This window comes from Mucilaginibacter agri, assembly GCF_009928685.1.
Classification (GTDB): Bacteria; Bacteroidota; Bacteroidia; order Sphingobacteriales; family Sphingobacteriaceae; genus Mucilaginibacter; species Mucilaginibacter agri.
On the sequence record NZ_WWEO01000045.1, the window covers coordinates 991696 to 1017512 of the forward strand.

Below are 25817 nucleotides of genomic sequence, written 5' to 3' on the forward strand. Positions count from 1 at the left end.
CTAGCTCGAAGTTGACAATCTTCTATTTTTAACTAAAAAGCTAAATACCGGTCAAGAAATCTTTAAAAATTCACCAATAAATGTGTTGCGAACAATTATTTTACATATTTAGCGAATAATTTGTTAAATATGCGGTAACTTTTTAAAAAATTTAAAAACTATGCACTTCTTAAGAAAGAGTTTATTTATTGGTTTGCTCAGCACTGCCATAATTTATTCGGCAAATGCTCAAAGCCAGGCTGGATATTTGAATCCGAATCTCAGCGATAATCAACGCGTTGACGATCTGTTAAAAAAACTCACTCTTACAGACAAAGCATTGTTACTAGGCTATAGAAGCCAGGCTATTGACCGATTGCACATCCCCGCTTATAATTGGTGGAATGAAGGCTTACATGGCGTAGCCCGCGCAGGCGAAGCAACCGTGTTCCCTCAAGCCATTGCCATGGCAGCAACTTTTAATACCGATCTTGTTAATCAAATAGGCACGGTTATTTCTACAGAGGCACGCGCCAAACATAATTTAGCCGTTGATCGCGGTGACCGCGGCATGTATGTTGGCCTTACTTATTGGTCGCCTAACATTAATATTTTTCGCGATCCACGCTGGGGCCGCGGACAGGAAACTTACGGAGAAGACCCTTTTTTAACCAGCCGCATAGGTTTATCTTACGTTCACGGTATGCAGGGCGATGTTGCAGGGCGCTTTAAAATTGCGGCCACAGCTAAACACTTTGTAGCCCACAGCGGCCCCGAAAACACCCGTGACTATTTTAATGCCGTAGTAAGCGATAAAGATTTGCACGATACTTATCTATATGCTTTTCACCAATTGGTAAAAGGCGGCGTAGCCAGCGTAATGACAGCCTACAACAGCGTTAACGGCATACCAAACTCTGTTAATACTAACCTGATACAAAATACACTACGCAAAGAATGGGGCTTTACAGGTTACATTGTAACCGATTGTGGAGCTTTGGATGATGTATACACCACGCACAAATATCTGAAGACTGCAACCGAGGCCGCAGCGGCGGGTATTAAGGCAGGCCTTAATCTGGATTGCTCATCCGTACTGCAATCTGATGTGGTTAAAGCCGTGGAACAAAAACTGATAACCGAAAAAGAGGTAGATGTAGCTTTAAGACCTGTATTACTAACTCAGGTAAAACTTGGCTTTTATGACGACCCTAAACTATCGCCTTATTTCAAATACCGTACTGATAGCATCCACAACGAGTCGCACGTAAACCTGGCGAGAATTGCAGCACAACAGAGTATGGTATTGCTTAAAAATGATAAAAATGTGCTTCCGTTAAAACCAAGCACCTATAATAGCATTATGGTGGTTGGTCCCAACGCTGCATCGCTTGACGCATTAGTTGGCAGCTATCACGGTGTGAACTCCAGAATGGTAAACTTTGTAGAGGGCATCTCCGGAGCAGTAGATAAAGGTACACGGGTAGAATATGACTTAGGTGCAGGCGATTCGGACACTACTCATTTTGGTGGTATTTGGGGTGCAGGCAATGCTGACGTAACAGTTGCCGTTGTTGGCTTACTGCCGGTAACAGAAGGTGAAGCCGGTGATGCATTCTTAGCTGAAGCAGGTGGCGATAAAAAGACACTTTCTTTACCCGCCAGCCATTTAGCCTTTATGAAAGCTCTGCGCAAAGGGGTTAAGAAACCAATTATTGCTGTAATCACTGCAGGTAGTGATGTGGATGTTGCCGCAGTTGCTCAATATGCCGATGCAGTTATCCTGGTGTGGTACCCTGGCGAGCAAGGAGGTAATGCATTAGCGGATATCTTATTAGGAAAGATATCGCCATCGGGCAGGTTGCCTTTAACGTTTTATAACTCTGTTAACGATCTACCTGCATTTGACAATTATGGCATGGCTGGCCGTACTTACAGATATTTCACGGGTAAGGTTCAATATCCTTTCGGCTATGGCTTAAGTTATACCACATTTAAATACGATCAAAACAGTGCCGCTAATAAGGCTTATAAGGCTGCGGATACCATAACCGTATCATGCAAAATCACCAACACCGGAAACATCACAAGTGGCGAGGTTGTGCAAGCTTATATAGAGTACCCTAAGGTTGACGGAATGCCAATAAAAGAATTAAAAGCTTTTCAAAGAGTTAGTATTGATGCAGGCCAAAGCAAAGATGTAACCCTGCGCATACCTGTTCAGGATTTGAGCAAATGGGACGTGGCCGCAAAAAAACAAAAATTATATCCGGGAAACTACAAGTTAAAGATCGGGCCTAACTCGGCAGAGGCGTATATTGTTAACGATTTTTCCATCAAGTAGAGCTAATCTTCATCTCATAAAGAAATAGTAAAAGTGAGAAAAGTCTGTTTATTATTTAGTTGGTTATTGGTTGTAGTAGTGGCCCAGCGTGCAGCTGCACAGCCTGTGTTTCAGATTATTAAGCAAGAGCTGGTTTTCAACAATGCTCCTTTTAAACAATGCCATGCCTCAACCATGGTTGAGACGCAACCGGGGGAATTGTTACTAGCTTGTTTTGGAGGCACCCAGGAGTCGAAACCAGACGTGCAAATCTGGCTAGCTAAGTTGAAAAAGGACAAATTCTCTACCCCTGTTGCGGTAGCTAATGGCATTGTCAATGATACACTGCGTTACCCGGCATGGAATCCTGTATTATTTAAAGAGCGAAGCGGAAAGATCTTTTTGTTTTATAAGGTTGGCCCCAATCCGCGCGAATGGTGGGGAATGCTAAAAACTTCAAACGACGGGGGTAAAACCTGGTCTGAGGCTCAGGCCTTACCAAAAGATATTTTAGGGCCAATTAAAAATAAGCCGGTACAGCTATCAGACGGCAGTATATTATCCCCTTCGAGTGTTGAGGAAGCCAATGGGCGCTGGAAAGCACATATCGAAAAATCGATAGATACAGGTAAAAGCTGGATCACTATCCCCATAGATCCTGACGGAGAATTTGATGTTATTCAGCCCAGTATACTTATCTACAACAACAATCGTTTACAGATAGTTTGCCGTAGCAAACAAGGTAACGTTATCCAGGCGTGGTCATCTGACGAGGGTAACACCTGGAGTAAGCTTTCCAGAACGAGCCTGTTAAATCCAAACTCAGGCACCGATGCCGTGACCTTAAAAAATGGATTGCAGCTAATTGTTTATAACCCCGATGTGCCAGGAAAAGATTGGATGAACGGGCGAGGCAAATTGAGGGTCGCATCTTCTGCAGATGGTACCACCTGGACAGATGTAGCAGTGCTTGAAAATGGAACCACGGAAGAATACAGCTATCCTGCTATCATCCAAGCCAGTGATGGCCTTGTGCATATCTCTTATACTTACGATCGCAAGAATATCAAACATGTTGTTCTGAAGCAGAGCAAGTAGTGCTAAACATTCGCAATTAATATTCACCCTCCGGAAAAGCCGATTTGAACTCGGATTCTGATTTTCTTTTGCAATATTGTACACGGTTAAATCCAAATGTTTAAACCATATATTATGAAGGTTCTCCGTCTGCTTTCTTTGTTGATGATCTGTGCAATGCTTTGTCAAGCGGGTAAAGCGCAAACAAAACGTCGAAATACTGGTCCTGCATCTTCAAAACTTACCTTATGGTATAATGCACCGGCAAAAATTGAAGGCGAAGGAAAAGAGGCGACAGCTATGAACGAGACGCTCCCAATCGGCACGAGCAAAATTGGAGCGCTTATATTCGGCGGAACTGCTCGGGAACAATTGGTTTTAAATGATCAAAGTTTATGGACCGGGGATGAAAAAGACGAAGGGTCTTACCAAACGTTAGCCAACCTCTTCATTAATTTATCGGGGCACCAAAAAGCCGATAGTTATCGCCGCGATCTGAATTTGGCTAATGCCACCGCGCACGTTAATTACTCGGTTAACGGAACAAGCTACACCCGCGAATACTTTGCCAGTAAACCTGCGCAACTTATTGTTGTGCATTTAAGCGCCAACAAACCCGGAGCCTACACCGGTAATCTGGAACTTAATGATATGCACGAGGCAAAAACCATCAGCAATCAGGAAAGAGAACTTACAGCTTCGGGAACCTTGTCTAATGGTCTTAAATATGAAACCCGCTTAAGAATATTGAACACAGGTGGCTCAGTAAAAGCGGAAGGCGGTAAATTAATCTTTAACAAATGCAACAGCCTCATTATTTTGGTTGCAGCAGGAACTAATTACATTTTTGATTATAGTAAGAGTTACCACGGGGGAGCGCCAGATATAACTCTGGAAAAACGAATAGAAGCGGCAACACTTAGATCTTATTCTTCGCTTAAAGCCGAACATATTAAAGATTTTAGTTCGTTATTTAACCGGGTGAGTTTAGATCTGGGAACATCCTCTAAGGAACAGAGAGACAAACCAATCGACCTGCGTAAATCCGATGCCGCTACCAGCACCGACTCAGAAATGGAGACCCTTTTATTTCAATACGGCAGATATTTGCTTATTTCCTGCTCGAGACCGGGCGGATTGCCCGCAAACCTGCAAGGGCTTTGGAACGACAGTAATAATGCCGCTTGGGGAAGTGACTATCACGACAATATTAACGTGGAGATGAACTACTGGCCTGCCGAATCGGCAAATATATCTGAGTGTGCTATCCCCTTTTTCGATCTGATAAAAAGCCAGCTAATACCGTGGCGAAAGGCAACCACGGCTGCACCAGAACTTAATACCCTAGCGGGCCAACCGACTACGAGAGGGTTTGCCCTTCGCACTTCGCATAACATATTTGGCCACACGGACTGGAAATGGGATAAAACAGCCAATGCCTGGTATTGCCAGATCCTTTGGGAGCATTACGCTTTCGGGCAGGACAAAAATTATTTGAAGACCGTAGCCTATCCTATCATGAAAGAAACTTGTGAGTTTTGGGAAGACCATCTCAAATCACTTCCCGACGGACGCTTGGTTGTTCCGGAAGGCTGGTCGCCAGAGCATGGCCCTACTGAAGACGGTGTAAGCTATAATCAGCAGATTGTTTGGGACCTATTTAATAATTACGTAGAAGCTACTGCAGCACTTGGAATCGACCAGGCATACGGCGTGAAAATAGCGGCCATGCGCGACCAACTTTTAGGCCCTAAAATTGGTAAATGGGGTCAATTGCAAGAATGGATGGAGGATAAAGATGACCCCAATGATCATCACAGGCACACCAGCAATTTATTCGCTGTGTTTCCAGGACGACAGGTAAGTGTGGCCAAAACGCCTGCGTTAGCTAAGGCCGCAAGAGTTTCACTAGATGCGCGCGGCCCAACCGGCGACGTACGTGAGTGGTCTTTTGCGTGGCGCACAGCCTTATATGCCCGTCTTCACGACGCGGAAGATTCTCATGCGATGCTGAAAGAATTTTTCAAGGACAGAAACAGCTGTTTAAATCTTTTTGGGCTTCACCCTCCTATGCAAATGGACGGAAATTTTGGGATGACTGCAGCAATTACAGAAATGCTTGTTCAAAGTCATGAAGGAGAAATAAATCTATTACCAGCACTGCCATCCGAATGGAAATCGGGCTCGGTTACGGGATTGCGGGCACGGGGTGGTTTTGCTGTAGATATTTCCTGGGAGAATAACAAGCTTGTTTCCGCCACATTGCACAATATTAACGGAACTGCGTGTATGGTGCGCTATGGAGATAAAACGGTTAAATTAGATCGCATTAAAAAAGGTGAGAGTCATAAATTGACTTTCTAAAAAGGAAATAACGAAGTTTACCGGTTAGTTCGTCTGCATTAAGATTAAAAATCACCGCCGTGGTCTTCTCCTTTTTTCTGGAGATAAACCAGTATCACGCTGTGGATCTGCATTTTTTCTGTATGGACTTCTCTGATCGCCTGTTTTGCGATCTGGAGTAACCACCTGCTTTTTATCGTCTGCGAAACGCACACTAATAATACGGTCGTCGATCGACCCTCCGTCGAGCGCCTCGATAGCGCGGTTGGCTCCCGCATCATCTGTCATGGTAATAAAACCATACCCCTTACTTGCCCCGGTTTCGATGTCAGTTATAATAGTCGCCGTGTTTACAGCTCCATAGACACTGAACAATTCTACCAGTTCAATTTCTTTCATGTCTTTGGGAAATCCGACTATAAAAAGTTTAGCCATACAATGCAAATATAGTGTTTTCACGCCTCCTATCTGCACACAGAAGCGTGGTTTGAAAGCTTGTTTTTTGCGAAGGCCTGCTTGAAAAGCATTTCACTTTTTGTCCCAAAGCCTCTTGGATACCACCTTTGTTATTACCTGATCGCGATAATTTCTGCTGATAGGGATGCGGCTATTGCTTATAAACAGCTCGCCACCTTCAATTCCGTCAATTTTGCTGATTGCGGCCAAGAAGGATTTATGCGCTCGAATAAAGGATGCCTTTGGCAATTTTTCTTCCAGACTTTTAAGAGAGAGCATTGTAATATACTTACCCCTCGTAGTATAAATGCTAACATAGTTTTGCATCCCTTCGATGTAAAGGATATCATCAAAAAGAATCTTTTCGTACTTGCTCCCGCATTTAATAAAAAAGTAATCTTCGGCTTGTTTGCTCGAGTCACCGGTTAATAATTTCTGGTAATCTTTCGCTTTGGCGGCTGCTTTAAAAAATCGCTCAAAAGTAACTGGTTTCAACAGGTAATCGAGCACGTTCAACTGAAAGCCCTCCAAGGCATAAGATGGGTACGCGGTAGTAATGATTACCATTGGTGGCTTTTGTAGTATCTTCAGAAATTCTATCCCATTCATTTTGGGCATTTGGATATCTAGAAATACAAGATCAGCCACCTGTTTGTCTATTAAGGGTAGTAACTCAAGCGGGTTTTCGCACACGCCGCTAAGGTTCAGAAAATCTACTTCCCTCACATAATTGGCCAAGCCTTCTCTGGCCAGCGGTTCATCGTCTACAATAACACAATTTATCATATCATTCGGCTACTAATTGCGCAGATGTTAATAATTCCAATTGCCTTAGTTGCAATTCTAATTTTACTTGGAAACTATTTGAATGTTGCTGTATATCCAATTGGTATCCACCTGGATAAATCAGGTCGAGCCTGCGTTTCACATTTTTCAAACCTATACCACCATAATTGACAACCTCTGTTATAGGGGCTTCGGAGGTGCTGTTGACCGCGCTGAAATAAAGCACTGTGCTATTTATTTCCAGATCGATATTTATCCAATTACTACGGCCGGTATCTTTCGATACATGCTTAAATGCGTTTTCAACAAATGTCATCAAAATAAAAGGCGCGATTCCTATGTCGGGGTTAAATGTTCGCTCCATGTTAAGGTGAACAGCCAAACTTTGGTTCTGCCGCAACTTTTCCAGTTCGATAAAATTTTCCAGGTAAGTAACTTCTTTATTCAATGCAATCTGCTGATCATTACATTCATACAATTGATGTCGTAATAATTCGGAAAACTTAGCCAGGGAAGCAGATGCCATATCGGGGTTTTTATGGATCAAGAAAAAAATGGAATTAATGCTATTGAATAAGAAATGCGGGTTAAACTGGTATTTAAGAAATTTGAGTTCGGTTTCGAGCTTTTCTTTTTCTAATTCCTGTTGCCTGGCTTGCGTTTCGATCCAGTTTTTAGTCAGCTTTATACTCATTGCCAGCGTGATTGCGCCTAAAGTGAACCTGAATGGCTCGTCCTTAATCAGATGATAATATCCGTTTAAACCAGGCGCAATGCCAAATACTTTTTCTGCGGTGCTACCATCCATCCAGGCGGCGATGTAATAGCCAGATGTAATCAATGCAGAGGTGCAAATAATAGTCAAGGCTAAATAAAGCAGGTACAGACCATAACGTTTTTTCTGAAGATAACGCGGAATTAGGAAATACAGATTAAAGTAGGCTCCCAACGCTGGTGGAATAACATAAGCCAGAAACTTAACTACATAAACCGAAAAAAATATGGTACGCAATACACTGTAAGGGCTATCAATTGCCAGTGACCAAAGAAAGTAGTCGTACAACATCCAAAAAAGGATATGGTACAATTTGTATTTTATCAGCCAGTTCTGCCTCGATATTCTTGGTGCCATAGTATATAAAGTTAAGTTTAATTCATCCAATTCCTGCCGGGCATTAGACGAGTGGGCAGATATAATTGACAAAATGCACCTATCAAAGGATAACAGGTAATCACGTCGTTTTTCAGAATCCCTCAATATCTATTCGAGCTGTTTTATGCACCTTGTCAATTTGGTATAGCTGTTCAGCAATCGATTTTCTAAGCATTGTAAATGCAAGCTTTCTTTGAGTATGAAAGCGTTATTAACCTCTGTTATTATATTATTTTTAGCAGCAAGTGCAAAAGGCCAGGTATACGGCAGGCTTACCGACAGCATTGGTAACCCGGTGGCATTTGCCACAGTAGTATTGGAAAAAAGTGCCGATAGTACGCTCGTCCATTCGGCACTTTCGGACGAAAAAGGCAATTTTTCTCTCCGCACTGCGCCGGCGGCAACCTATATAATCAAGGTAAGTTGTGTAGGCTATGCAAATTATATCTCCGCTTCTTTTACTCTTCAAACTACATTTAATTCGGGAACCATTAAGCTGAAAACCACTGGTAAACAACTGGGCGAAGTAGTGATCCGCTCGGCGAAACCTTTGATGCAACAGACAACCGGAGGATTAGTTGTAAATGTGCAAAACAGCGTTATGACCAAAGGCAGTTCCGTTTTGCAGGTGCTATCGCGCTCTCCCGGCGTGATCATTGATGCACAGACAAACGCCATCAGCCTCAATGGAAAAAGCGGAGTGATTGTTATGCTGGATGGCAAATTACTTCGTTTATCTGCGGCACAGGTAAGCAGTTTGCTGAATAGCATAACCGCTGACGATATTGACAAGATCGAATTATTAACCACCCCTCCCGCCAAATACGATGCAGACGGTAACGCCGGATTAATAAATATTGTAACGAAGAAGAATAAACAAACCGGCACAAGTGGAACAATATCCGCAACTGGTGGGTATGGTACCGACGAGAAAGCATCAACAGACCTTAGCTTAAATTACATTAAAGGCAAGATCAGTCTGCATGGTTCTTACAACTACTACCACAATCGCACCCAGGGTTTATTATTGGCGTGGGGAACAGAAAATGTTCCTATTATTGGCGGACAAACTGCTTTTAATTATCATGGCGATGGTCATTTCCTATCCAATTATAATAGCTTCAACGGCGGGCTGGACTACCGGGTAAGCGCCCGCACTAATATTGGAGGGAATTTGAATTACAACGTTGGTAGCAATAAAAACAACAATCACAATTATGGCAATTATGCTTTGCCCGATACTAACCTTTCATATAGTTCGCTAATCAGTGGTGATGGTCATACCTCTTATTTTCACGGTAACTTTTACGCTGAGCAAGCTATTAATACTAATCAGAAGCTAAACCTTAATGTTGATTATTTTGATCACAATAGTAATAGCTCAACTCAGGTGCAAAGCGATTTCAGTAGCACTCTTTTCGCTCCCAGGCAACAAAACCTGGCAAATGCAGCCATTAAAGTAAGCGTAGCACAGGTGGATTACAGCAACTTACTTCGTAAAGGATTGCAGTTGGAGAGTGGTTTAAAAGGCACTTTTACCCATACAAAAAGTCGCGCCAGTATCGAAAACCTGGTAAACGGCCAATGGGTTCCGATAGGCGCAGGCACCTCGAACGATTTGGCAACGCGCGAGTTAATCGGAGCCGCTTACACAATCGTAAATTGGAATCCTGATAGCCTATTAAGTATTTCAGCAGGCGCAAGATACGAGTATTCGCAAAATACTACAGACCATTCCTTAAACGCGCAATATTATATAGACCGCCGGCTTGGCAAACTGTTCCCTAGTATTTTTATCACCCGAAAACTGAACGCCACAGATCAGCTACAGTTATCATATACAGAACGCATCACCCGGCCATCTTATGCCGACCTCGCTTCGTATGTATCTTATAACGATCCGGTTTCAGTTTTTACGGGCAACCCAGCATTGAAACCAACAATCACTAAAAATATTAAGTTAGATTATAAATTACGAGACTACCTATTTTCGATAGTTTACAGCCACGACGCTAACCCAATTTTAGGAACGCAGGTTGTTCCCGGCCCAACAAGCGGTCTGGTTTACTTAACCCCAGAAAATGCTGACTGGCAAAATAACCTGACCTTACAGGTCGCAGTTCCTTTCAAACCAGCAGCCTGGTGGGAGATGAATTACGGCGCGATCGGCGGTTATCATAAATACAGGGTCAGCTTTTTTCCGGAGTTACTCAAAAAAAACTATTTCAGCTACACATTAAATTTCACAGAAACGTTTAAACCTGCTAAGAATTATGCGATAGAATTTTCTGGCTACTACAATTCAGCCTCTTATTCAAGCAACTCCCGCTCAAACGGCAACGCTATTTTTAATCTGGGAATTAAGAGAGACCTGCCTAATAAGAATGGTAGCTTTCAACTTAGTATTTCCGACATATTTAGGGGAGCCAGCTATTACAGCCAGTTGGGGCAACTTGTTACTGATAGTTTTAACAGCGATGTAAAAATAAATTATCAGGCCGAATCTCATAGTTTCCCAATTATTAAACTATCCTATTCGCGGCCTTTAGGATCAAGCGGCAAAAAAACTGGCCCTAAAGAAAGCAAGACGAAAGATGAGCAAAACCGCCTTTAATACTGATGATACTTGATGTAAAAAGTATAAATTAAAGCTATCGTTAAAAAGTGGGCTCCTCAAAGAGATGAATTTGAAATGGGTTTAAACAACTTTGTACCATTATTAATTAGCGGTGGCCGGGCTAATAGTTGTCGAAATTTCTGTAATCACATTAGCTGGGAACCCTCCTTCTTTAGCATGTTCGCGAATAAGGTCTTCATTTTCTGCTTTATAAATGCAGAAGATTTTATCGCCGGTTACATAACTCTCTAACCATTGAATTTGAGGCCCCATTTGTTGGAGTACGCTACACGATTTTTGTGAAATAGCTTTTAGTTGATCTGATGTTAATTTGCCTGCATCAGGAATGTTCCTTTCGATTAGATAAGTTTTCATCTTTTATTCTGTTTTAGGTGAATTGTTTTTGTCAGAGCAGGAGACATCGGCATGTCTACGCTATTAAAATCAATATAAATTTAGGATTTTTCTATAGTATTTTAAGCTCCCAAACAATTCAACACATTGATATTCTGACTATTCCAACAGCACAAGCTTTTAAGATTTCTTGGCATTATCTTCTTTTGGCCTCAATTTATTTGATGCACGTAGTTTTGAAATACGCGTTCCCGTCGCCTTTATCAAACCGACAAATAAAACAGTATATCAAGCAGTATAAAAGTGAGAATAGACCGGCTTTTTTTCACAATAAACTGTACGGTGAAAGCCATGATAATTAAAACCCGCAAAGTTATTTTGCAATTAAACAATTGTATATTAGTCTTTTATACGGCATACCGAATGCAATTTAAGAAGGCCGGAAATTTCATTATAAGTAGATTAAAAATGGAGCTACCAAAACACCTCTCCTACCATAGTGTAGATCATATTGAGGATGTTTATAATGCCGCCCAACAATTAGGTAAGGCCGAGGGTATCGACGCCCATCAAATGAAACTATTGTTAACCGCAGCTTGGTACCACGATTCCGGATTTTTAAAAGGTGCTAAAGATCATGAAATTGAATCATGTAAAATTGCCAAAGAATCATTAATTAATTTTGGTTATAACGCCGCAGATATTGACACGATCTGTGGGATGATTATGGCCACGAAAATACCACAGACGCCTAAAAACCACCTGGAAGAAATATTAGCCGATGCAGATCTGGATTACCTTGGACGAGATGACTTTTTTACCATAGGCAACAAGCTATTTACCGAGCTTTCGGTGTTTGGCTTTTTGGATAATGAGGACGATTGGAACCGGCTTCAGGTACGCTTTTTAGAAAGCCATCATTATTTCACTAAATCGGCTTTGGCTTCCAGGCAAGCCCAGAAAGAATTACACCTTAAGCAAATTAAATTAAAACTGAACAACAAAATCTAATGCAACGAACACTCTTACCGCGTTGGTTAACCGATGCAGTCTATACAATAATCGGGATACTTTTTTGTGGATTTGCGCTAAAGAGTTTCCTGATCCCTAATGAATTTTTTGATGGAGGCCTCACGGGCATCTCGCTGCTCATACACGAAATTTATCACATCAACATAGCCTATGTTATTGTACTGGCCAATATTCCGCTTATTATCATGGGCGGGCTGCAGATTAATCGCAAATTCGCCGTTAAAACGCTTATCGCTGTTGTTGGTTTGGGCCTGTGCTTACTGTTAATTCCTTACCCACAAATAACATCAGATAAATTGCTTGTTTCTATTTTTGGTGGGGTTTTTATGGGTATCGGCGTAGGTTTGGCCATACGCGGCGGTTGTGCCTTAGACGGGATTGAGGTACTTGCATTATATACCGGTAAACGAATTAGCTTTACCATCAGTGAAATTATATTGGGCATTAATATTATAATTTTCCTTATTGCCGGCATAAAGCTTGGGCTCCCAACCGCTTTATATTCTATTCTAACTTACTACGCCGCATCAAGAACCATCAACTTTGTTGTGGAAGGCTTGGAAGAATACACAGGCGTCACCATTATATCTGGCCAAAGTGAAAAAATAAAAGAAAGCCTGGTTATAGGTTTAGGTCGCGGGATAACTGTTTACAAAGGCGAACGTGGCTTCTTAAAGGATAGTTTTGATATAAGCCAGCCTGTAGACATCGTTTTTACTGTGGTAACACGACTTGAGTTAAGACGACTAAACAATACCGTTAAGGATATCGATCCAAAAGCTTTCATCTTTACCAGTGTGATAAAAGAAGCTGCTGGTGGAGTATTAAAATCAAGAGTAAGACATCATTAATATCATACGCCAAACCCAATTAGACAGTAAATATTGGATTCGGCGTATAATTTTTTCCAGACCGAGATCTCCCACTTATTACTTCGACTTTATAAAATCGTACGTTTTTAAGATACTTTCCCTTATCGCATATTTCTTTTGAATGGTTACTATAGAATCTGGGTTAGCATCTCTGTATGCCTGATAATAGGTGCTCTCCCAATCTCCGTAATAAGCATTGGGTAAGACAATAAATTTAGTACCCCACGAATCTTTCATATTTTTGGCGATAGCACAGCGGGTTGTATCAGCCAGGTATTTTCCATCAACTTTATCAAATTCAGCGCTTACATCAGGCAGGTTATCACCTAATAAAAGAATGATATTGTCCTTTAGAACATGAGTTATTGAATCGCGTCGCGGTTGCTTTGTCGAAACACCTTTTGGGGCGAACATAAAATATCGATCGTCTTTTGCGGTTGCGGTTAACGGAAACCCTAACAACTTCATCTGTTCGCGGGTTGAATCGATGATAGCAGGTACATTGGGCCTGTTAGAAACGTAATAGATATGAAAGCCTTTTTGATGAGCCCAGTTAAAAAACTCTACTGCACCCGGTACTGCCCTTGGCCGTCCGTGCAACCACCACTGTGATATTTCAAACTGTTTGTCTTGCTGATAATCAAATGCTTCACCAGGTGTATTATCCAACGCCGTTTCGTCCAGGTCGGTAACAATTGCCAAGTGATCATGATCTTTATTGGTTGCCCATGCTGTTTCAGCTTGTACCTTGGCCATATGGTAAGCCTGTAAACATAACGCCTCATATTCCGCAGCATTTTGTTGATACATAATCCCGAGTAAAGAATTTTCGTCTGCTAATTTCTTTTCGGTGTATTTAAGTACAGAGAACGCGAAGATTAACCCTGTACCTAATACAAGGATTATCAACAATAATATCTTTTTCATTAGTTATGGGTTAGGTTAAATTGTGGTTAGTGATTTATGTCATCTGTTATGTTTAGTTAGGATTTTGGAAATTTATTATCGTATGGAATTGAAAGTGTAGGCGCATCTGTTCTTGCTTCAGGTTCAAGAAATACGCCTTCAAATGTTGGTGCTTGATCCATTCTGTCGCCCAAGCCCCATCGCGACTTTGGAATGCCAAACCACTTTAATAAAGTGGCTGCAAATGAGGTGGAATCATATGGAATTTTACCGCCTGACCTGAATACGGTATTCTTCTTAATCAGTGGAGAGACAAGTATAGTTGGTACCCGCGCGCCCATCAAGTCGTAATTGAAATCATTAACGCTATCATTGGGCCAAGGCTTGGTGGCATAGGGCGGACTAACGTGATCGTAAATACCTCCACTCTTAGAAAATGTAACTACGAGCAGGGTGCTTTCCCAATCAGGTCCGCTTTTAATAGCTTCATAAATCTCGTTAAGTGTAACTTCGGCCGGCACTAAGTCTGCCCCGGGATGGTAAGATGACGTACCGTTGGGCGATATCCACACTGGTTCGAGAAAGCTAAATGCCGGCAACATACCATTTTGTGCCTGAGTTTTGAAGTTGTCTATGCTGTCGAGAAAATTTGTTGGCTCAAACTGGTTTGCCTGTTTTTGAATCAAGGCATCTAGACTCGGAACCTGACCTTCGAGATACAAATGATAAGTGAAAGGGTGATTAAGCCATAAGATGGCATTATAAATCTTCCAATCTTTAATGCCATTGTTCCATAGTACTTTCCAAATGGATTGGCGATGTGGGTATTGCGGCCAGTATTCATAAGGGCTTCCTCCTTCCCAGGTGTCGAGCCTGTTTAGCCCCGAACCTGAAACAGAAAAGGCCCTATTGATGTCTGTCCCTCCCGGCACCGAACTAAACCATTCGTCACTTACAGCAAAGTTTTTAGCTAGTCCATTTATAACCGGCAGTTGTTCCGGGGCAAATGTTAGCATTACCTGGTGATTGGCATTATTTTTTACAAATCCGCCCATATCCGGCTTAGCTTTACCAGCGTAGCCAGGCTCTTTGTTATAAAACATCTGGAGCAGACTGTCGGAATTATCGTGAAAGGGATCCTGGAGTTGATCGGCTAGTTCAACTTCGTTGCTCAACTCGCCGTTGTTAAATTTGCTGGTATAAACTTTAGTATCGCCATCGAGGTTATAGTTATCTGTCGATGCTCCGTTAAAGGGTTCGTCAGAACCAATGTAATTAATTGAGCCCTCGTCTTTCTCGTAAAGCCAGCCGCAAACATTATCAAACGACCGGCTTTCGAGCATGTAATAAACAACATGTTTAATTTTCGAACGCATATAACCAATACTCCCTAAATCTGAAGTAGCATTTGTAGCAATTGGTACCCGGGTTTCAAAGCTAGCCAGCGAAGCAGAGACGACCATTTCAGCTGGTAAAGTTCCTTCGGCTATTAAACTAAGTGGGCTCTGCGCATGGGCGTTAAAGTTCCAAAGCCTAAAAGATGCCTCTCCTGGAACCCAGGTTAAAACGTTTTCGCCTATAACAACCACTTTATGCTTGAAATCTATCCCCTTCAATGTTCCGTCCTGAACCTGGGGAATCGAAAGCGGCGTAATATTCTGAGAGTCAAAACTCCAAATCCGATAGGATGAGCCATCGCCAAAGCGATCTAAAACGTAGTTGCCGATTGGTATTAACTCGTGGTCCGATTGGATGGATGGAAAACCTCCCTGCTGTGTATAACAACCCGGCAGCGGGTCGCTACCAGTCGTACTACCTGTGCCACCATCCGCAGCGTCGTCTGCAACCGGGTTAACAAAGTCGGGGTCAAAATTAAAAAGCATATAAGTGCCCCGCCCTTCGCCACCAACAAAAAACAGCATAAAATTACCGCCCATCGGTATTAGATTAAGCACTTTCTGTTCATCCGGATTATTTGAATAATAAGTGCGGTAGCTCCAAAACTTGCTGATTGGCCATATAGCCGCCTGAACGGGCTTTGCATTCAAAGGGTCGGCCGAGTTTGGGTCAAACTCAAACAACTGGTACGGAAAACCCTTGTTGCCGTTCGTAGTTTCACATGGCCCCCAGGCCATAATGTACCCACCGATAGACGCAAGTTGATACGAATGGTTAAATGATGCGTTCTGATTAATACTTTGGCGGGTAAAGGTTACTTCCCCATTTTCATGTGCGAAATGCCAGACAGCATACTTATCGTCTGAGCTGTTTCGGCTAACAACAAAGGTGCCCATAATTGGATAATATAATTGGTTGAAAAACAGATCGATGCCTTTAGAAGGCTTAGTCTAATATAGTTATATTTTAACTACAAAAACATTATATTTAACAATCCAGAAAATAAATTAATTTTATATGTTTTTATATTTCGGGTACGGTTCTAATATCAACCTGGTATCTCTTCGGGCAAAGGGCGTAGAACCAATTTCGTCGCAGAGGGCTGTCTTGTGGGGATGGTGTCTCCGGTTCAATGTCCAGCATTGGTTTCGTCATGAAGGAGGCGTTGGCAATATTGAGCAGACCAATAACCCGGATGATTTTGTAGAAGGGGTTGTGCATACCTGCCATGATGAGCATTTGGCATCACTAGATGCCATTGAATCTTATGGCTTGGGGTATGATAGAATAGTTGTGGAGCCCGAAACTATCAACGGTTTGGTAAGTGCGCAAACTTACGTAGGACTGCCAGCCTTTTTGGATGATAGCTGCCTACCCACCAGGCGGTACCTAAATATAGTTATAAAGGGAGCGGAAGCCGCCGGATTAAGTGAACATTATATAGAAAAGCTGCGTAGCCGTCCTGTTCAGCCAGAAAAAGATTATCCTGACTTTGAACGCCCGGGTACTAATGACTTACATTTTAACCGGCAAACGCTGGCTTTAAAACCCCAGTTTACTGCCTTGGCGGGAGCAGTTTTTGATATGGGCAATGCCCGCGACAAACATAAGGGTCTTATTCCGCTTTTCGGGGGGAAGGATATGACCTTATTTTACGTTAAGCGCCATGATACTAGCGATGGGAACGAAACACTCGAAGATATTGCAAACGGCAGTATTTCCGACGAAGTGAAAAGGTACCTGAACGCTTACCTAAATGAATACGCTAAAGAATATCTGTATGTGGGCAGCTACGATTATAAGTAGCCCTAAAGAATGCTAACAACCTGAAAACTAGAATCATATTTTTTTTACTATTTTTAAATAAAGCTTACTGATATGTCAAAATACCCCGAGTCGATGCCGCATGGCGAAATTAGCGAAGTGCTTCCGGATGTTTTTTTTGTAGCCGGTACAATGCGAAATGAATTCTTTGGATCTATGTGGCAGTTTAGCCGTAACATGACCATTGTAAGGGAAAACGGGAATTTAACCATACTGAATTCTGTTCGATTAAATGATGAGGGGTTAGCCGCTCTTGATAGCTTGGGCAAGGTGGTAAATGTGGTAAGGCTGGGTGACATGCACGGCATGGATGATCCTTTCTATGTTGATCGTTATAATGCCACCTTTTGGGCATTACCAGGCATGAAAACCCAGGAAGGGCTAAAAGTAAATAAAGAATTGATAGAGGGTGGTGAAATGCCGTTTGATGGCTGTACTTTGTTTGAATTTAAGACCGTTAAACGCCCTGAATGTATTTTACGCCTTGACCGCGACGGAGGAATTTTGATAGCTTGCGATTCTTTACAAAACTGGGTGGAGCCTGATGAATTCTTTGAAGACGAGACTATTGCTAAGATGCAAGGAATGGACTTTTTCAAAACAGCAAACCTTGGTCCGGCGTGGATGCACGAGAGCCAGCCTTTGGCAAGCGATTTTCTCCGATTAAAAGATGTAGCCTTCGAACACGCCCTATGCGGGCATGGGTACCCGCTTATAAACAATGCGCAAACCCAATTTCATAAGACGTTTAACGATATTTTTAATATCTGATATGTGGAAACCAATCGCGAAAGCAGGATAACGCAAATTATTCCGGGATATTTGTTACTGGAAAAACTATCTGACTCCAATAAGCATACGGTATACCGAGCAATAAGAGAAACAGATGGACAGGAAATGGTTGTTAAAACCCTGATCGATAAATATCCTCAGAAAGAAGATATTGCCAGTATCAGAAGAGAATATCAGATTCTAAGTAAAATTCAGTTTACAGGAATAATTAAGACAGATTCTCTGGTTGCATGTGGACAAGGCAATTGGGGAATTGTTATGGAAAAATTTGGCATTCCGCTGGATGAGTACCTTACTGGTTTTGATAATGCAACATTGTCGTTAAAACAGTTTCTGCCAATTGCCATTAAGCTGGTAAGCATTTTAGGAATGCTTCATGAGAAAAAAATTATCCATAACGACATTTCGCCGGCAAATATCCTGATCGATGCGGATACCGGGGACTTACGCCTCATCGATTTTAGCTCGTCCACAGAACTTTCAAGAGAATCTCAGGATATCAAATCAGCACGACGAATACAAGCCGCACTTCCTTATATGTCGCCCGAGCAAACCGGCCGTATGAATCGTGATATCGATTATCGTACAGATTATTACGCGCTCGGGATCACGTTTTATCAGATGCTAACCGGTCAGTTTCCATTTAACGCAAACGACGCGCTGGAATGGGTCCATTGCCATATTAGCAAACAGCCAATGCCCCCCAACAAGTTAAACAAAGCCATACCAGAAATAGTATCTGACATTATCTTAAAGTTAATTTCCAAAAATGCTGAAAACCGCTATCAAAGTAGCTACGGGCTTGTAGTGGATCTCGAAAAATGCCGCGATCAGCTTACAGAAGGCTTGCACGATTTTAGCTTTGAGTTGGGAGAATCAGATGTGTCCCCCCGATTCCAAATTCCGCAAAAACTATATGGACGACCTAAAGAGATCGAGAGACTCGAACTATTCTTCGATAATGCATCGCTGGGTTCCGTAGAGTTTTGCCTGGTATCCGGTCACTCAGGTGTGGGAAAGTCGGTTTTGGTTCACGAACTGGGCAAATCAATTGCAAAAAAAAGGGGCTACCTTATCCACGGAAAGTTTGAACAATTCAAGCAAAATATAGCTTACGTTGCCTTAGCGCGCGCTTTCAGCAATCTCATCTTCGAGTTATTAGCCGAGCCCAAACAAAGCCTCGATAATTGGAGTATCGAAATAAAAGAAGCCTTAGGTACCAATGCCCAACTTATTATTGATCTGATACCAGAACTGGAATTAATTATTGGAGAACAACCTTCCGTACCTGAACTCACCCCAGCTGAGGCGCAAAACCGGTTCTTAATGCTATTCATCAATTTCGTGAAGATTTTTGCGAGGGAAAATCATCCTTTGGTGATCTTTATGGACGATGTACAATGGGCAGACATCCCTACTTTAAATCTTATTCACCGGCTGGTTACAACAGAGGGGTTAGGATATTTACTAATGATCTGTGCTTATCGTGATAATGCTGTAGATGCCACACATCCATTAATGCTAACGCTAGGAGAAATTCAAGGCAAACGCTTTGTAGAGAATTTGCATCTGGACTCGTTAAATCTGGATGCTGTTAATCAAATAGTAACAGACTCATTGCTTAGAGATGAACCGTGTTCAAAGCAATTGAGCCAGGTAATATTCGAAAAAACAGCGGGCAATCCGTTTTTCACAATTGAACTGTTGAAAAACTTAACGGACAGAGAAATAATTTATTTTAATTCGGCTAATCGTAAATGGGATTGGGATATAGAGAATATAAAAGCTGTTGAAAACAGTGATAACGTAATAGATTTTTTGGTAGCAAAGCAATATCGCCTAAATAAAGCTACTCAGGAAGTACTACAACTCGCTGCATGCATCGGGGCAACATTTGATCTTAAAACACTATCAATCATCAACGAAAGTACCCCGGAAGAGACGGCTGCAGATTTGACTGACGCGCTTCAATCAAACATGATAATTCCGTTAAATGAGAGCTATAAATTTGTAGGTTTAGATACCGCCTTTGAAAGCGTTCCGAATATAGTTAGCGACGAAAAAAAAACGGATGGACTGAACCCAACCTACAGGTTTCAGCACGACAGAGTTCAACAAGCCGCTTATTCCTTGATTCCCTCCGAAAAAGGGCAGCATCTACATCTTTCTATAGGACGCTTGATTCTCAGCCATACTGGCGCAGCGGAACTTGATGATGTATTGATGGAAGTAATAGGCCATTTAAGCAAGGGGCGTGCTTTGATTACTGATGAGGTAGAAAGAAGAGAATTTGCTCAGTTAAGTTTGATGGCCGGCAAAAAAGCAAAGCAGTCATCAGCCTATCAGTCGGCTCTTGATTTGCTAAAGGTGGGATATGAAATGCTGAATGACGATGCATGGCAAAATGCCTATGACCTTATCTGGAAACTTAGCGAAGAGATTCAACATTGCTTTTATTTAACCGCGGACTGGAATGAGGCCGATAACTGGACTGAAAGCATGTTGAAGCATGCAAAAACGCCAATAGAAAAGGGCCTTGTCTTATCAGCAAGAGCGCGCCAGTACGGAACGATTGGGAAAATGCGGGAATCAATTCAGGCGGCATGTGAGGGACTTTCTGTTCTGGGATTTGATTTTTTACAATCCCCCACCGCCGAAGATGTATCCAACGAAGTTCGGCTTGTTTCTGAAAACCTGAAGGGACGTAAAATTGCCGATCTTATCAACAACCCACCTATGGTTGATCCTAAGGCAAAAATAGCCAGTCAACTGCTTATGGAAGTATTCCCAGCTGCATTTTTATCTGCAAGCGGCGAAATGTTCCCCTACCTGGTGTTAAAATCGGTAAACATTGCCTTTGTTTATGGTAACAGTCCGGAAACAGCGTTTGCGTATACAGCCTACGGAATGCTACTCTGTGGCTTTTATGACAATACTGCGCTAGGATATGAGTATGGTAAACTCGGTGTCAGTATTCTGGAAATTTTTGAAGACATAGCTCTCAAATCCAGGATAATTTACGTTTATACGATGTTTATCCACCACTGGTCGAATCATTGGTCTACCATGACACCTTGGTTTCGCAAAGCAATCGAAGCAGGGTATCAGTCGGGCGATCTTTTGTATTTGGCGTACAGCGCGCAGGATTGTATTATCTGGGATCCGCAACTCGATCTTGAAACTGCTTCGGCTGAACAACGCAAATTGCTCAAAATTGTAAAAGAGTGCGAGTACCAGGATTCTTATGATTCGGGTACTTTGTTTTTACAGATGCAATTAAATTTTCAGGGATTAACTGAAAGCAAATACTCCCTTACGGACGACATTTTCGACGAAACAGAATGCGTTCAAGGAATGCTCCAACGGCATTTCATGACAGGTATCGCAAACTTCCATATTTATAAGGCCGAGATCCACTTTTTTTATGATGATGCAGCTGGTGCATTGTACCACATTCAGGAACAGGAGAAATTAACACTGTCGGTAATGTCGTTGCCGCAGGGTGTGCGTTTTCACCATATATCTTTTCTGGTGTATGCAGCACTACTTCCCAACTCAGCGAAGAAAGAGCAACAAGTGATGCTTGGCAAGATGAATGTAAACCTTGCAAAAATCACCAAATGGTCAAAGCAGTGCCCCGAAAACTTCGAACATCTGCGCTTGCTTATGGAAGCAGAACTCTCGAATTTTTTAAGTAATGGTACTGCCGAGACCCTGTCGCTTTACGAACAAGCTATAAACGCAGCCAAAGCAAGTAAATTCACGCGGGATGAGGCCATGGCAAATGAATTGGCGGCCAAATACCTGGCGCGTATAGGATTCATCAAAGCCACCGAAGGATATTTGCAAGCCTCGCGTTATTTATACTACCGTTGGGGGGCCTACCGAAAAGTGGAAGAAATGGACAATAGCTATCCTATGCTTTCGGGTTCGACGAACTACGTGAAGTATCCGCTACCGCACTTGCAAAAAACAGAGCAGGCTTCCCGTAAACGTAATACCGATACATTTGATTCCGGCTTGCTGGATATGAGTTCTGTTTTCAAGGCCTCTGGAATGATTTCGGGAGAGCTTGTGTTGGATAAACTTTTGAAAGCTACCTTACAGATTCTGACAGAGAATGCGGGAGCGCAGAAAGGATATTTGTTTGGGGATAACGAAGGCCGGATTGTTATTTTGGGCCGGGATCAAGACCCACATGAAAACTTACCAGGGGAAGAATCTTCGGCTTTACCTCTTTCACTCGTGAATACCGCCCTACGAACAGGTGAAGCAATCGTTATAGATAACGCATCAGAGATAAATCCCTTTTCTTCCGACCCCTACATAACTAGGGAAAGGCCTCTCTCTATTATGTGTGTTCCGTTACCATTGCATAACCAATGGAAAGCAGCGGTATATCTGGAAAACAACTTAACACATGGCGCTTTTACTGAAGACCGGGTACAGATCATCAAATTACTTGCAGGCCAGGCAGCCATTTCAATTGCTAATGCCAGAATATATGAAGACCAGGAAAAACTATTGAAGGCACAGCGGCGCTTTGTACCCATCCAATTTCTTAAGAACTTGGGGCATAATGATATTGCAAAAGTAGAGTTGGGCGAATGCGTTACCATGGAAATGAGCGTATTATTTTCGGATATACGGGAGTTTACCCCTCTGGTAGAGTTGCTATCACCCCGGGAAGTAATTGAATTACTCAATCAATATTATAGTATGCTGGGGGTGCCTATCTCCGAATCGGGGGGCTTTATTGATTCGTACGCGGGCGACGAAATTATGGCTTTGTTCGCTGTATCAGCCCAACGTGCCGTTGAGGCAGGGATAAAAATGACCCATGCGCTAAGGGGCTTTAACCGGGATCGCGCGTTGAAAGCACAACCACCTTTAAAGATGGGGATTGGAATGAACACAGGCCCGCTGGTGCTTGGAACCATGGGTGGGATAGATCGGATGCAATGCTCGGTACTGGGAGATACCGTAAACCTTGCCTCAAGGATAGAGCACCTTAACCGTGTGTATGATTCGCAATTTCTGATTGGCGAAAGCACTTATTTGTCTTTGTCTAACCCCGCTGCACTTTCCATCAGGATGGTGGATTACGTGGCTGTAAAAGGAAAAGCCATCGCTATTAAGCTATACGAAGTACTGGACTGCGAAGAAGATGAGCGCCGCGCTGCGAAAGAAGCTACCAGGCACGTATTATCTGGGGGAATGGATGCTTACTTCAATCGGGATTTTTCGACAGCGCTAACAATTTTCACCGAGGCATCGGAGCTCGATCCAAAGGATCCCGTATTATCCATGTTTGCTTCCAGATGTAAACGCAATCTAGCAAATTCAATCCCCGAAGAATGGCAAGGTTACGAGACGCTGGTTAATAAATAAAGAACAACATACGATCGTAAAACTCATGGGAAAAATTTTATGAAGCAGGTACGAATAGGCATTGTAATGGATCCCATTAGTTCCATTAATTTCCAAAAGGATACTACTCTGGTATTTATGCTCGAGGCCCAGTCAAGAGGCTGGCAAATTGAGTATATGGAGTTGGCCGATCTCTGCTTGCATAACGGACGGGCTGAAGCCCGGATGCGTAAGTTAAAGGTTTTCGAAGATCCAAATAATTGGTTTGAATTTGTTGGCGAATCGAGTGGCGCACTTGGAGACCTTGATCTGATTCTGATGAGGAAAGACCCTCCTTTTGACATCGAATATATTATGGCTACTTATATACTCGAGAAAGCAGAGATTGAAGGCGCATTAGTATTTAACAAGCCACAGGCATTGCGGGATGTAAATGAAAAAGTTTTTACTTCGTGGTTTCCCCAATGCTGCCCGCCATCCATTCTAACGCGCTCTAAAAATGCCATTAAAAAGTTCCTGGATGCGCATGGCAAAATCGTTATAAAACCAACAAATAAAATGGGTGGGCAATCCATTTTTGTGATTACAAAAGGCGACCCAAACACCAATGTAATTATAGAGGAAATGACACAGTCGGAGACCAGGTTTATCCAGGCCCAGGCTTATATCCCCGAGATTGAAACCGTGGGGGATAAACGTATATTGTTAATTAACGGCATCCCCATAGACCACGGCATCGCCAGGATACCTAACAGTGACGATCACCGTGGAAACCTGGCAGCGGGTGCCCGTGCAAGGGGTTTTAGCTTAACCGACAGAGATCTTTGGATATGTAGTCAGATTGGCCCTACACTTAGAGAAAGAGGACTCTTGTTTGTCGGCATCGACGTTATTGGCGATTATCTCACCGAAATTAACGTAACCAGCCCGACCTGCGTGCGCGAGATTGACAAATTTTTTGACACCAATATCTCATCATTATTATTCGATAAGCTGAGTGACTTGGTTGAAGAGAGAAGTATGACTAAGGTAAAAATCGGCTGAGAGTATGCAACCCAAACCACTCACCCGGGAAGACTGCCGAAACTATATTGAACAACACTTATTTGAGCCGGTTGGAGCCAGCCACACGGGTGAATCGGTAGGCCAACCCGGACACATTGGCTTGGAGCTGGAAGCTATCCCGTACCGAATTAACGCACAAAAAGGTGTAGAAACAGTAATGCACAGCGGAGGCGAAGGCTCCTTGCTAGATTCACTCATCCATGCTTCGGAGAATTGTGGAGGTGTTGTCAGATATTTAGATCAGATTATCCAGGGTGAGCAGCAACGCCTGGTTGGCGCTATTGAATTCCCCGATGGCAGCAAATTTCAGTTTGAACCTGGAGGCCAGATAGAAATAGCCACGGCTCCATGTGATAGTTTGGGAAAAGTCTTTACTCAACTCAACGCCAAACAGCAAATTTTAAAACTGCTGACAGAACAACATGGCATTCATTTCGGGTATTTTGGCACAAATCCATGGTTTAACGTGCAAGAGATCGGCCTCCAAATAAACAAGCCAAGATTCCGTGCTCTGGCTGCTTATTTCGATGGCATTAACGCCTTCGGCAGGCAGATGATGTTGCAAACGTGTTCTTTGCAAGTAAATCTGGATTTAGGTAAGGGCGAGGATACCCGATTAAAACGAATAATGGCATCGAATCTTTTAGCTCCATTTGCTGCGGCGCTTTTTGCAAACTCACCAATTACAGCAGGGAGAGTAAACGGCTATAAATCGTACAGAAGCCACATTTGGCAACAACTTGATAACTCCCGAACCGGCCTTCTACCGATAGACAGACTTTCAAAAAGACTTAATAAAAAAGAGTTCGTGGACTCATATCTGGATTTCGCGCTCAAAGCCCCGATTATTTATATAGAAAATTTTGGTGACGAGGTGTTCCCTTCAAATATTACCTTAGCACATTGGCTAGTTCATCCAATTAAAGGAATATCTCCAACCTTAACTCACCTTGAAAACCACCTTTCCCTCTTGTTCCCCGAAGTGCGCTTTAAAGGCTATCTCGAATTACGTTCTGCAGACGCACCTCCTCCTGATTGGCAAATGATTCCAGCCTTGTTTTACGCCGGATTACTCTATTCTCCTCCACAGTTGGATAAAACACTGGATTTGCTTTTACCCTATGCATCCCAATTATCCAAATTACGCAAGAGTGCAACACAGGGCATGGAGTCGGAGGAAATTTTCATTATTTCAAAAAGCCTTATACGTCTCGCTATCGACGGCTTATCGAATTTGCCTTCATCATTTAAAAGTGAAAATAATACCAAAGAACTAATCGCTTTTTTCGAGGAATTTACATTAAAGAGAAAATCTTTTGCAGATAAACAACTTAACATATTTTCTACGGATAAATTATTAATTTTCAATTAAATAAATGTAGATTTAACCTGATGTAAATCTAATCACGGCCACAACTAACCGCAAGGCTAAGGTGTACGCTGCGTCAAAACCTGAAGTAGAAGTTTTTT

17 protein-coding genes are annotated in these 25817 nt (G+C 42.5%); 11 read left to right on the forward strand and 6 right to left on the reverse strand.

The window, feature by feature from the left end; translation table 11 throughout:
• Nucleotides 1-160: 160 nt before the first annotated feature.
• The 3 genes from GSY63_RS24110 (at nt 161) to GSY63_RS24120 (ending at nt 5743) form a co-directional block, all read left to right on the forward strand.
• Nucleotides 161-2323 carry a glycoside hydrolase family 3 N-terminal domain-containing protein gene (locus GSY63_RS24110; RefSeq protein WP_166588401.1) on the forward strand — a complete coding sequence of 721 codons (2163 nt, stop codon included), beginning with the start codon at nt 161-163 and terminating at the stop codon, nt 2321-2323.
• A gap of 33 nt (nt 2324-2356) precedes the next feature.
• Nucleotides 2357-3400, forward strand: coding sequence for a sialidase family protein (locus GSY63_RS24115; protein WP_317168605.1), 1044 nt, complete (start codon nt 2357-2359; stop codon nt 3398-3400).
• Between the two features lie 114 nt (nt 3401-3514).
• Entirely contained in the window at nt 3515-5743 is a 2229-nt protein-coding gene (locus tag GSY63_RS24120; protein WP_166588402.1) for a glycoside hydrolase family 95 protein, read from the forward strand.
• Nucleotides 5744-5794: 51 nt separating this feature from the next.
• On the opposite strand, the gene GSY63_RS24125 is transcribed toward GSY63_RS24120, so the two are convergent.
• The 3 genes from GSY63_RS24125 to GSY63_RS24135 form a co-directional block, all read right to left on the reverse strand.
• Nucleotides 5795-6181, reverse strand: coding sequence for an RNA recognition motif domain-containing protein (locus tag GSY63_RS24125; protein WP_166588403.1), 387 nt, complete (start codon nt 6179-6181; stop codon nt 5795-5797).
• A 69-nt stretch (nt 6182-6250) separates the two neighbouring features.
• Nucleotides 6251-6964: a LytR/AlgR family response regulator transcription factor gene (locus GSY63_RS24130; protein WP_166588404.1), complete on the reverse strand. Its 714-nt coding sequence runs from the start codon at nt 6962-6964 to the stop codon at nt 6251-6253.
• A 1-nt stretch (nt 6965) separates the two neighbouring features.
• The gene (locus GSY63_RS24135; protein ID WP_166588405.1) at nt 6966-8096 is read right to left on the reverse strand and encodes a sensor histidine kinase; all 1131 of its coding nucleotides are present in this window, start codon (nt 8094-8096) and stop codon (nt 6966-6968) included.
• Nucleotides 8097-8316: 220 nt separating this feature from the next.
• On the opposite strand from GSY63_RS24135, the gene GSY63_RS24140 reads away from it, so the two are divergent.
• Entirely contained in the window at nt 8317-10731 is a 2415-nt protein-coding gene (locus tag GSY63_RS24140; RefSeq protein WP_166588406.1) for a TonB-dependent receptor domain-containing protein, read from the forward strand.
• A gap of 105 nt (nt 10732-10836) precedes the next feature.
• Here GSY63_RS24140 and GSY63_RS24145 read toward each other — a convergent pair whose 3' ends face one another.
• Nucleotides 10837-11109, reverse strand: a complete 273-nt coding sequence (locus tag GSY63_RS24145) for a DUF4242 domain-containing protein (protein WP_166588407.1) — start codon at nt 11107-11109, stop codon at nt 10837-10839.
• 447 nt (nt 11110-11556) lie between these two features.
• Between GSY63_RS24145 and GSY63_RS24150 the strand changes: the two genes are divergently transcribed.
• Nucleotides 11557-12099: an HD domain-containing protein gene (locus GSY63_RS24150; RefSeq protein WP_166588408.1), complete on the forward strand. Its 543-nt coding sequence runs from the start codon at nt 11557-11559 to the stop codon at nt 12097-12099.
• Nucleotides 12099-12971, forward strand: a complete 873-nt coding sequence (locus GSY63_RS24155; protein WP_166588409.1) for a YitT family protein — start codon at nt 12099-12101, stop codon at nt 12969-12971. Before GSY63_RS24150 ends, GSY63_RS24155 begins: the two co-directional genes overlap by 1 nt.
• A 78-nt stretch (nt 12972-13049) precedes the next feature.
• On the opposite strand, the gene GSY63_RS24160 is transcribed toward GSY63_RS24155, so the two are convergent.
• Together GSY63_RS24160 and GSY63_RS24165 are read right to left on the reverse strand one after the other, a co-directional pair.
• Nucleotides 13050-13919, reverse strand: coding sequence for a 5'-nucleotidase, lipoprotein e(P4) family (locus GSY63_RS24160; RefSeq protein WP_166588410.1), 870 nt, complete (start codon nt 13917-13919; stop codon nt 13050-13052).
• 56 nt (nt 13920-13975) lie between these two features.
• Nucleotides 13976-16192, reverse strand: a complete 2217-nt coding sequence (locus GSY63_RS24165; RefSeq protein ID WP_166588411.1) for an alkaline phosphatase family protein — start codon at nt 16190-16192, stop codon at nt 13976-13978.
• Nucleotides 16193-16313: 121 nt separating this feature from the next.
• On the opposite strand from GSY63_RS24165, the gene GSY63_RS24170 reads away from it, so the two are divergent.
• The 5 genes from GSY63_RS24170 (at nt 16314) to GSY63_RS24190 (ending at nt 25719) form a co-directional block, all read left to right on the forward strand.
• Nucleotides 16314-17102: a gamma-glutamylcyclotransferase family protein gene (locus GSY63_RS24170; protein WP_166588412.1), complete on the forward strand. Its 789-nt coding sequence runs from the start codon at nt 16314-16316 to the stop codon at nt 17100-17102.
• Nucleotides 17103-17174: 72 nt separating this feature from the next.
• A complete protein-coding gene (locus GSY63_RS24175; RefSeq protein ID WP_166588413.1) occupies nt 17175-17891 on the forward strand; it encodes a hypothetical protein in 717 nt (238 codons plus the stop codon).
• A gap of 3 nt (nt 17892-17894) precedes the next feature.
• Complete coding sequence (locus tag GSY63_RS24180) at nt 17895-23303, forward strand: AAA family ATPase (RefSeq protein ID WP_166588414.1); 5409 nt, start codon at nt 17895-17897, stop codon at nt 23301-23303.
• 39 nt (nt 23304-23342) lie between these two features.
• Nucleotides 23343-24326 carry a glutathione synthase gene (gene gshB, locus GSY63_RS24185; protein WP_166588415.1) on the forward strand — a complete coding sequence of 328 codons (984 nt, stop codon included), beginning with the start codon at nt 23343-23345 and terminating at the stop codon, nt 24324-24326.
• Nucleotides 24327-24330: 4 nt separating this feature from the next.
• Nucleotides 24331-25719, forward strand: a complete 1389-nt coding sequence (locus tag GSY63_RS24190; RefSeq protein ID WP_166588416.1) for a glutamate-cysteine ligase family protein — start codon at nt 24331-24333, stop codon at nt 25717-25719.
• Nucleotides 25720-25817 lie beyond the last annotated feature (98 nt).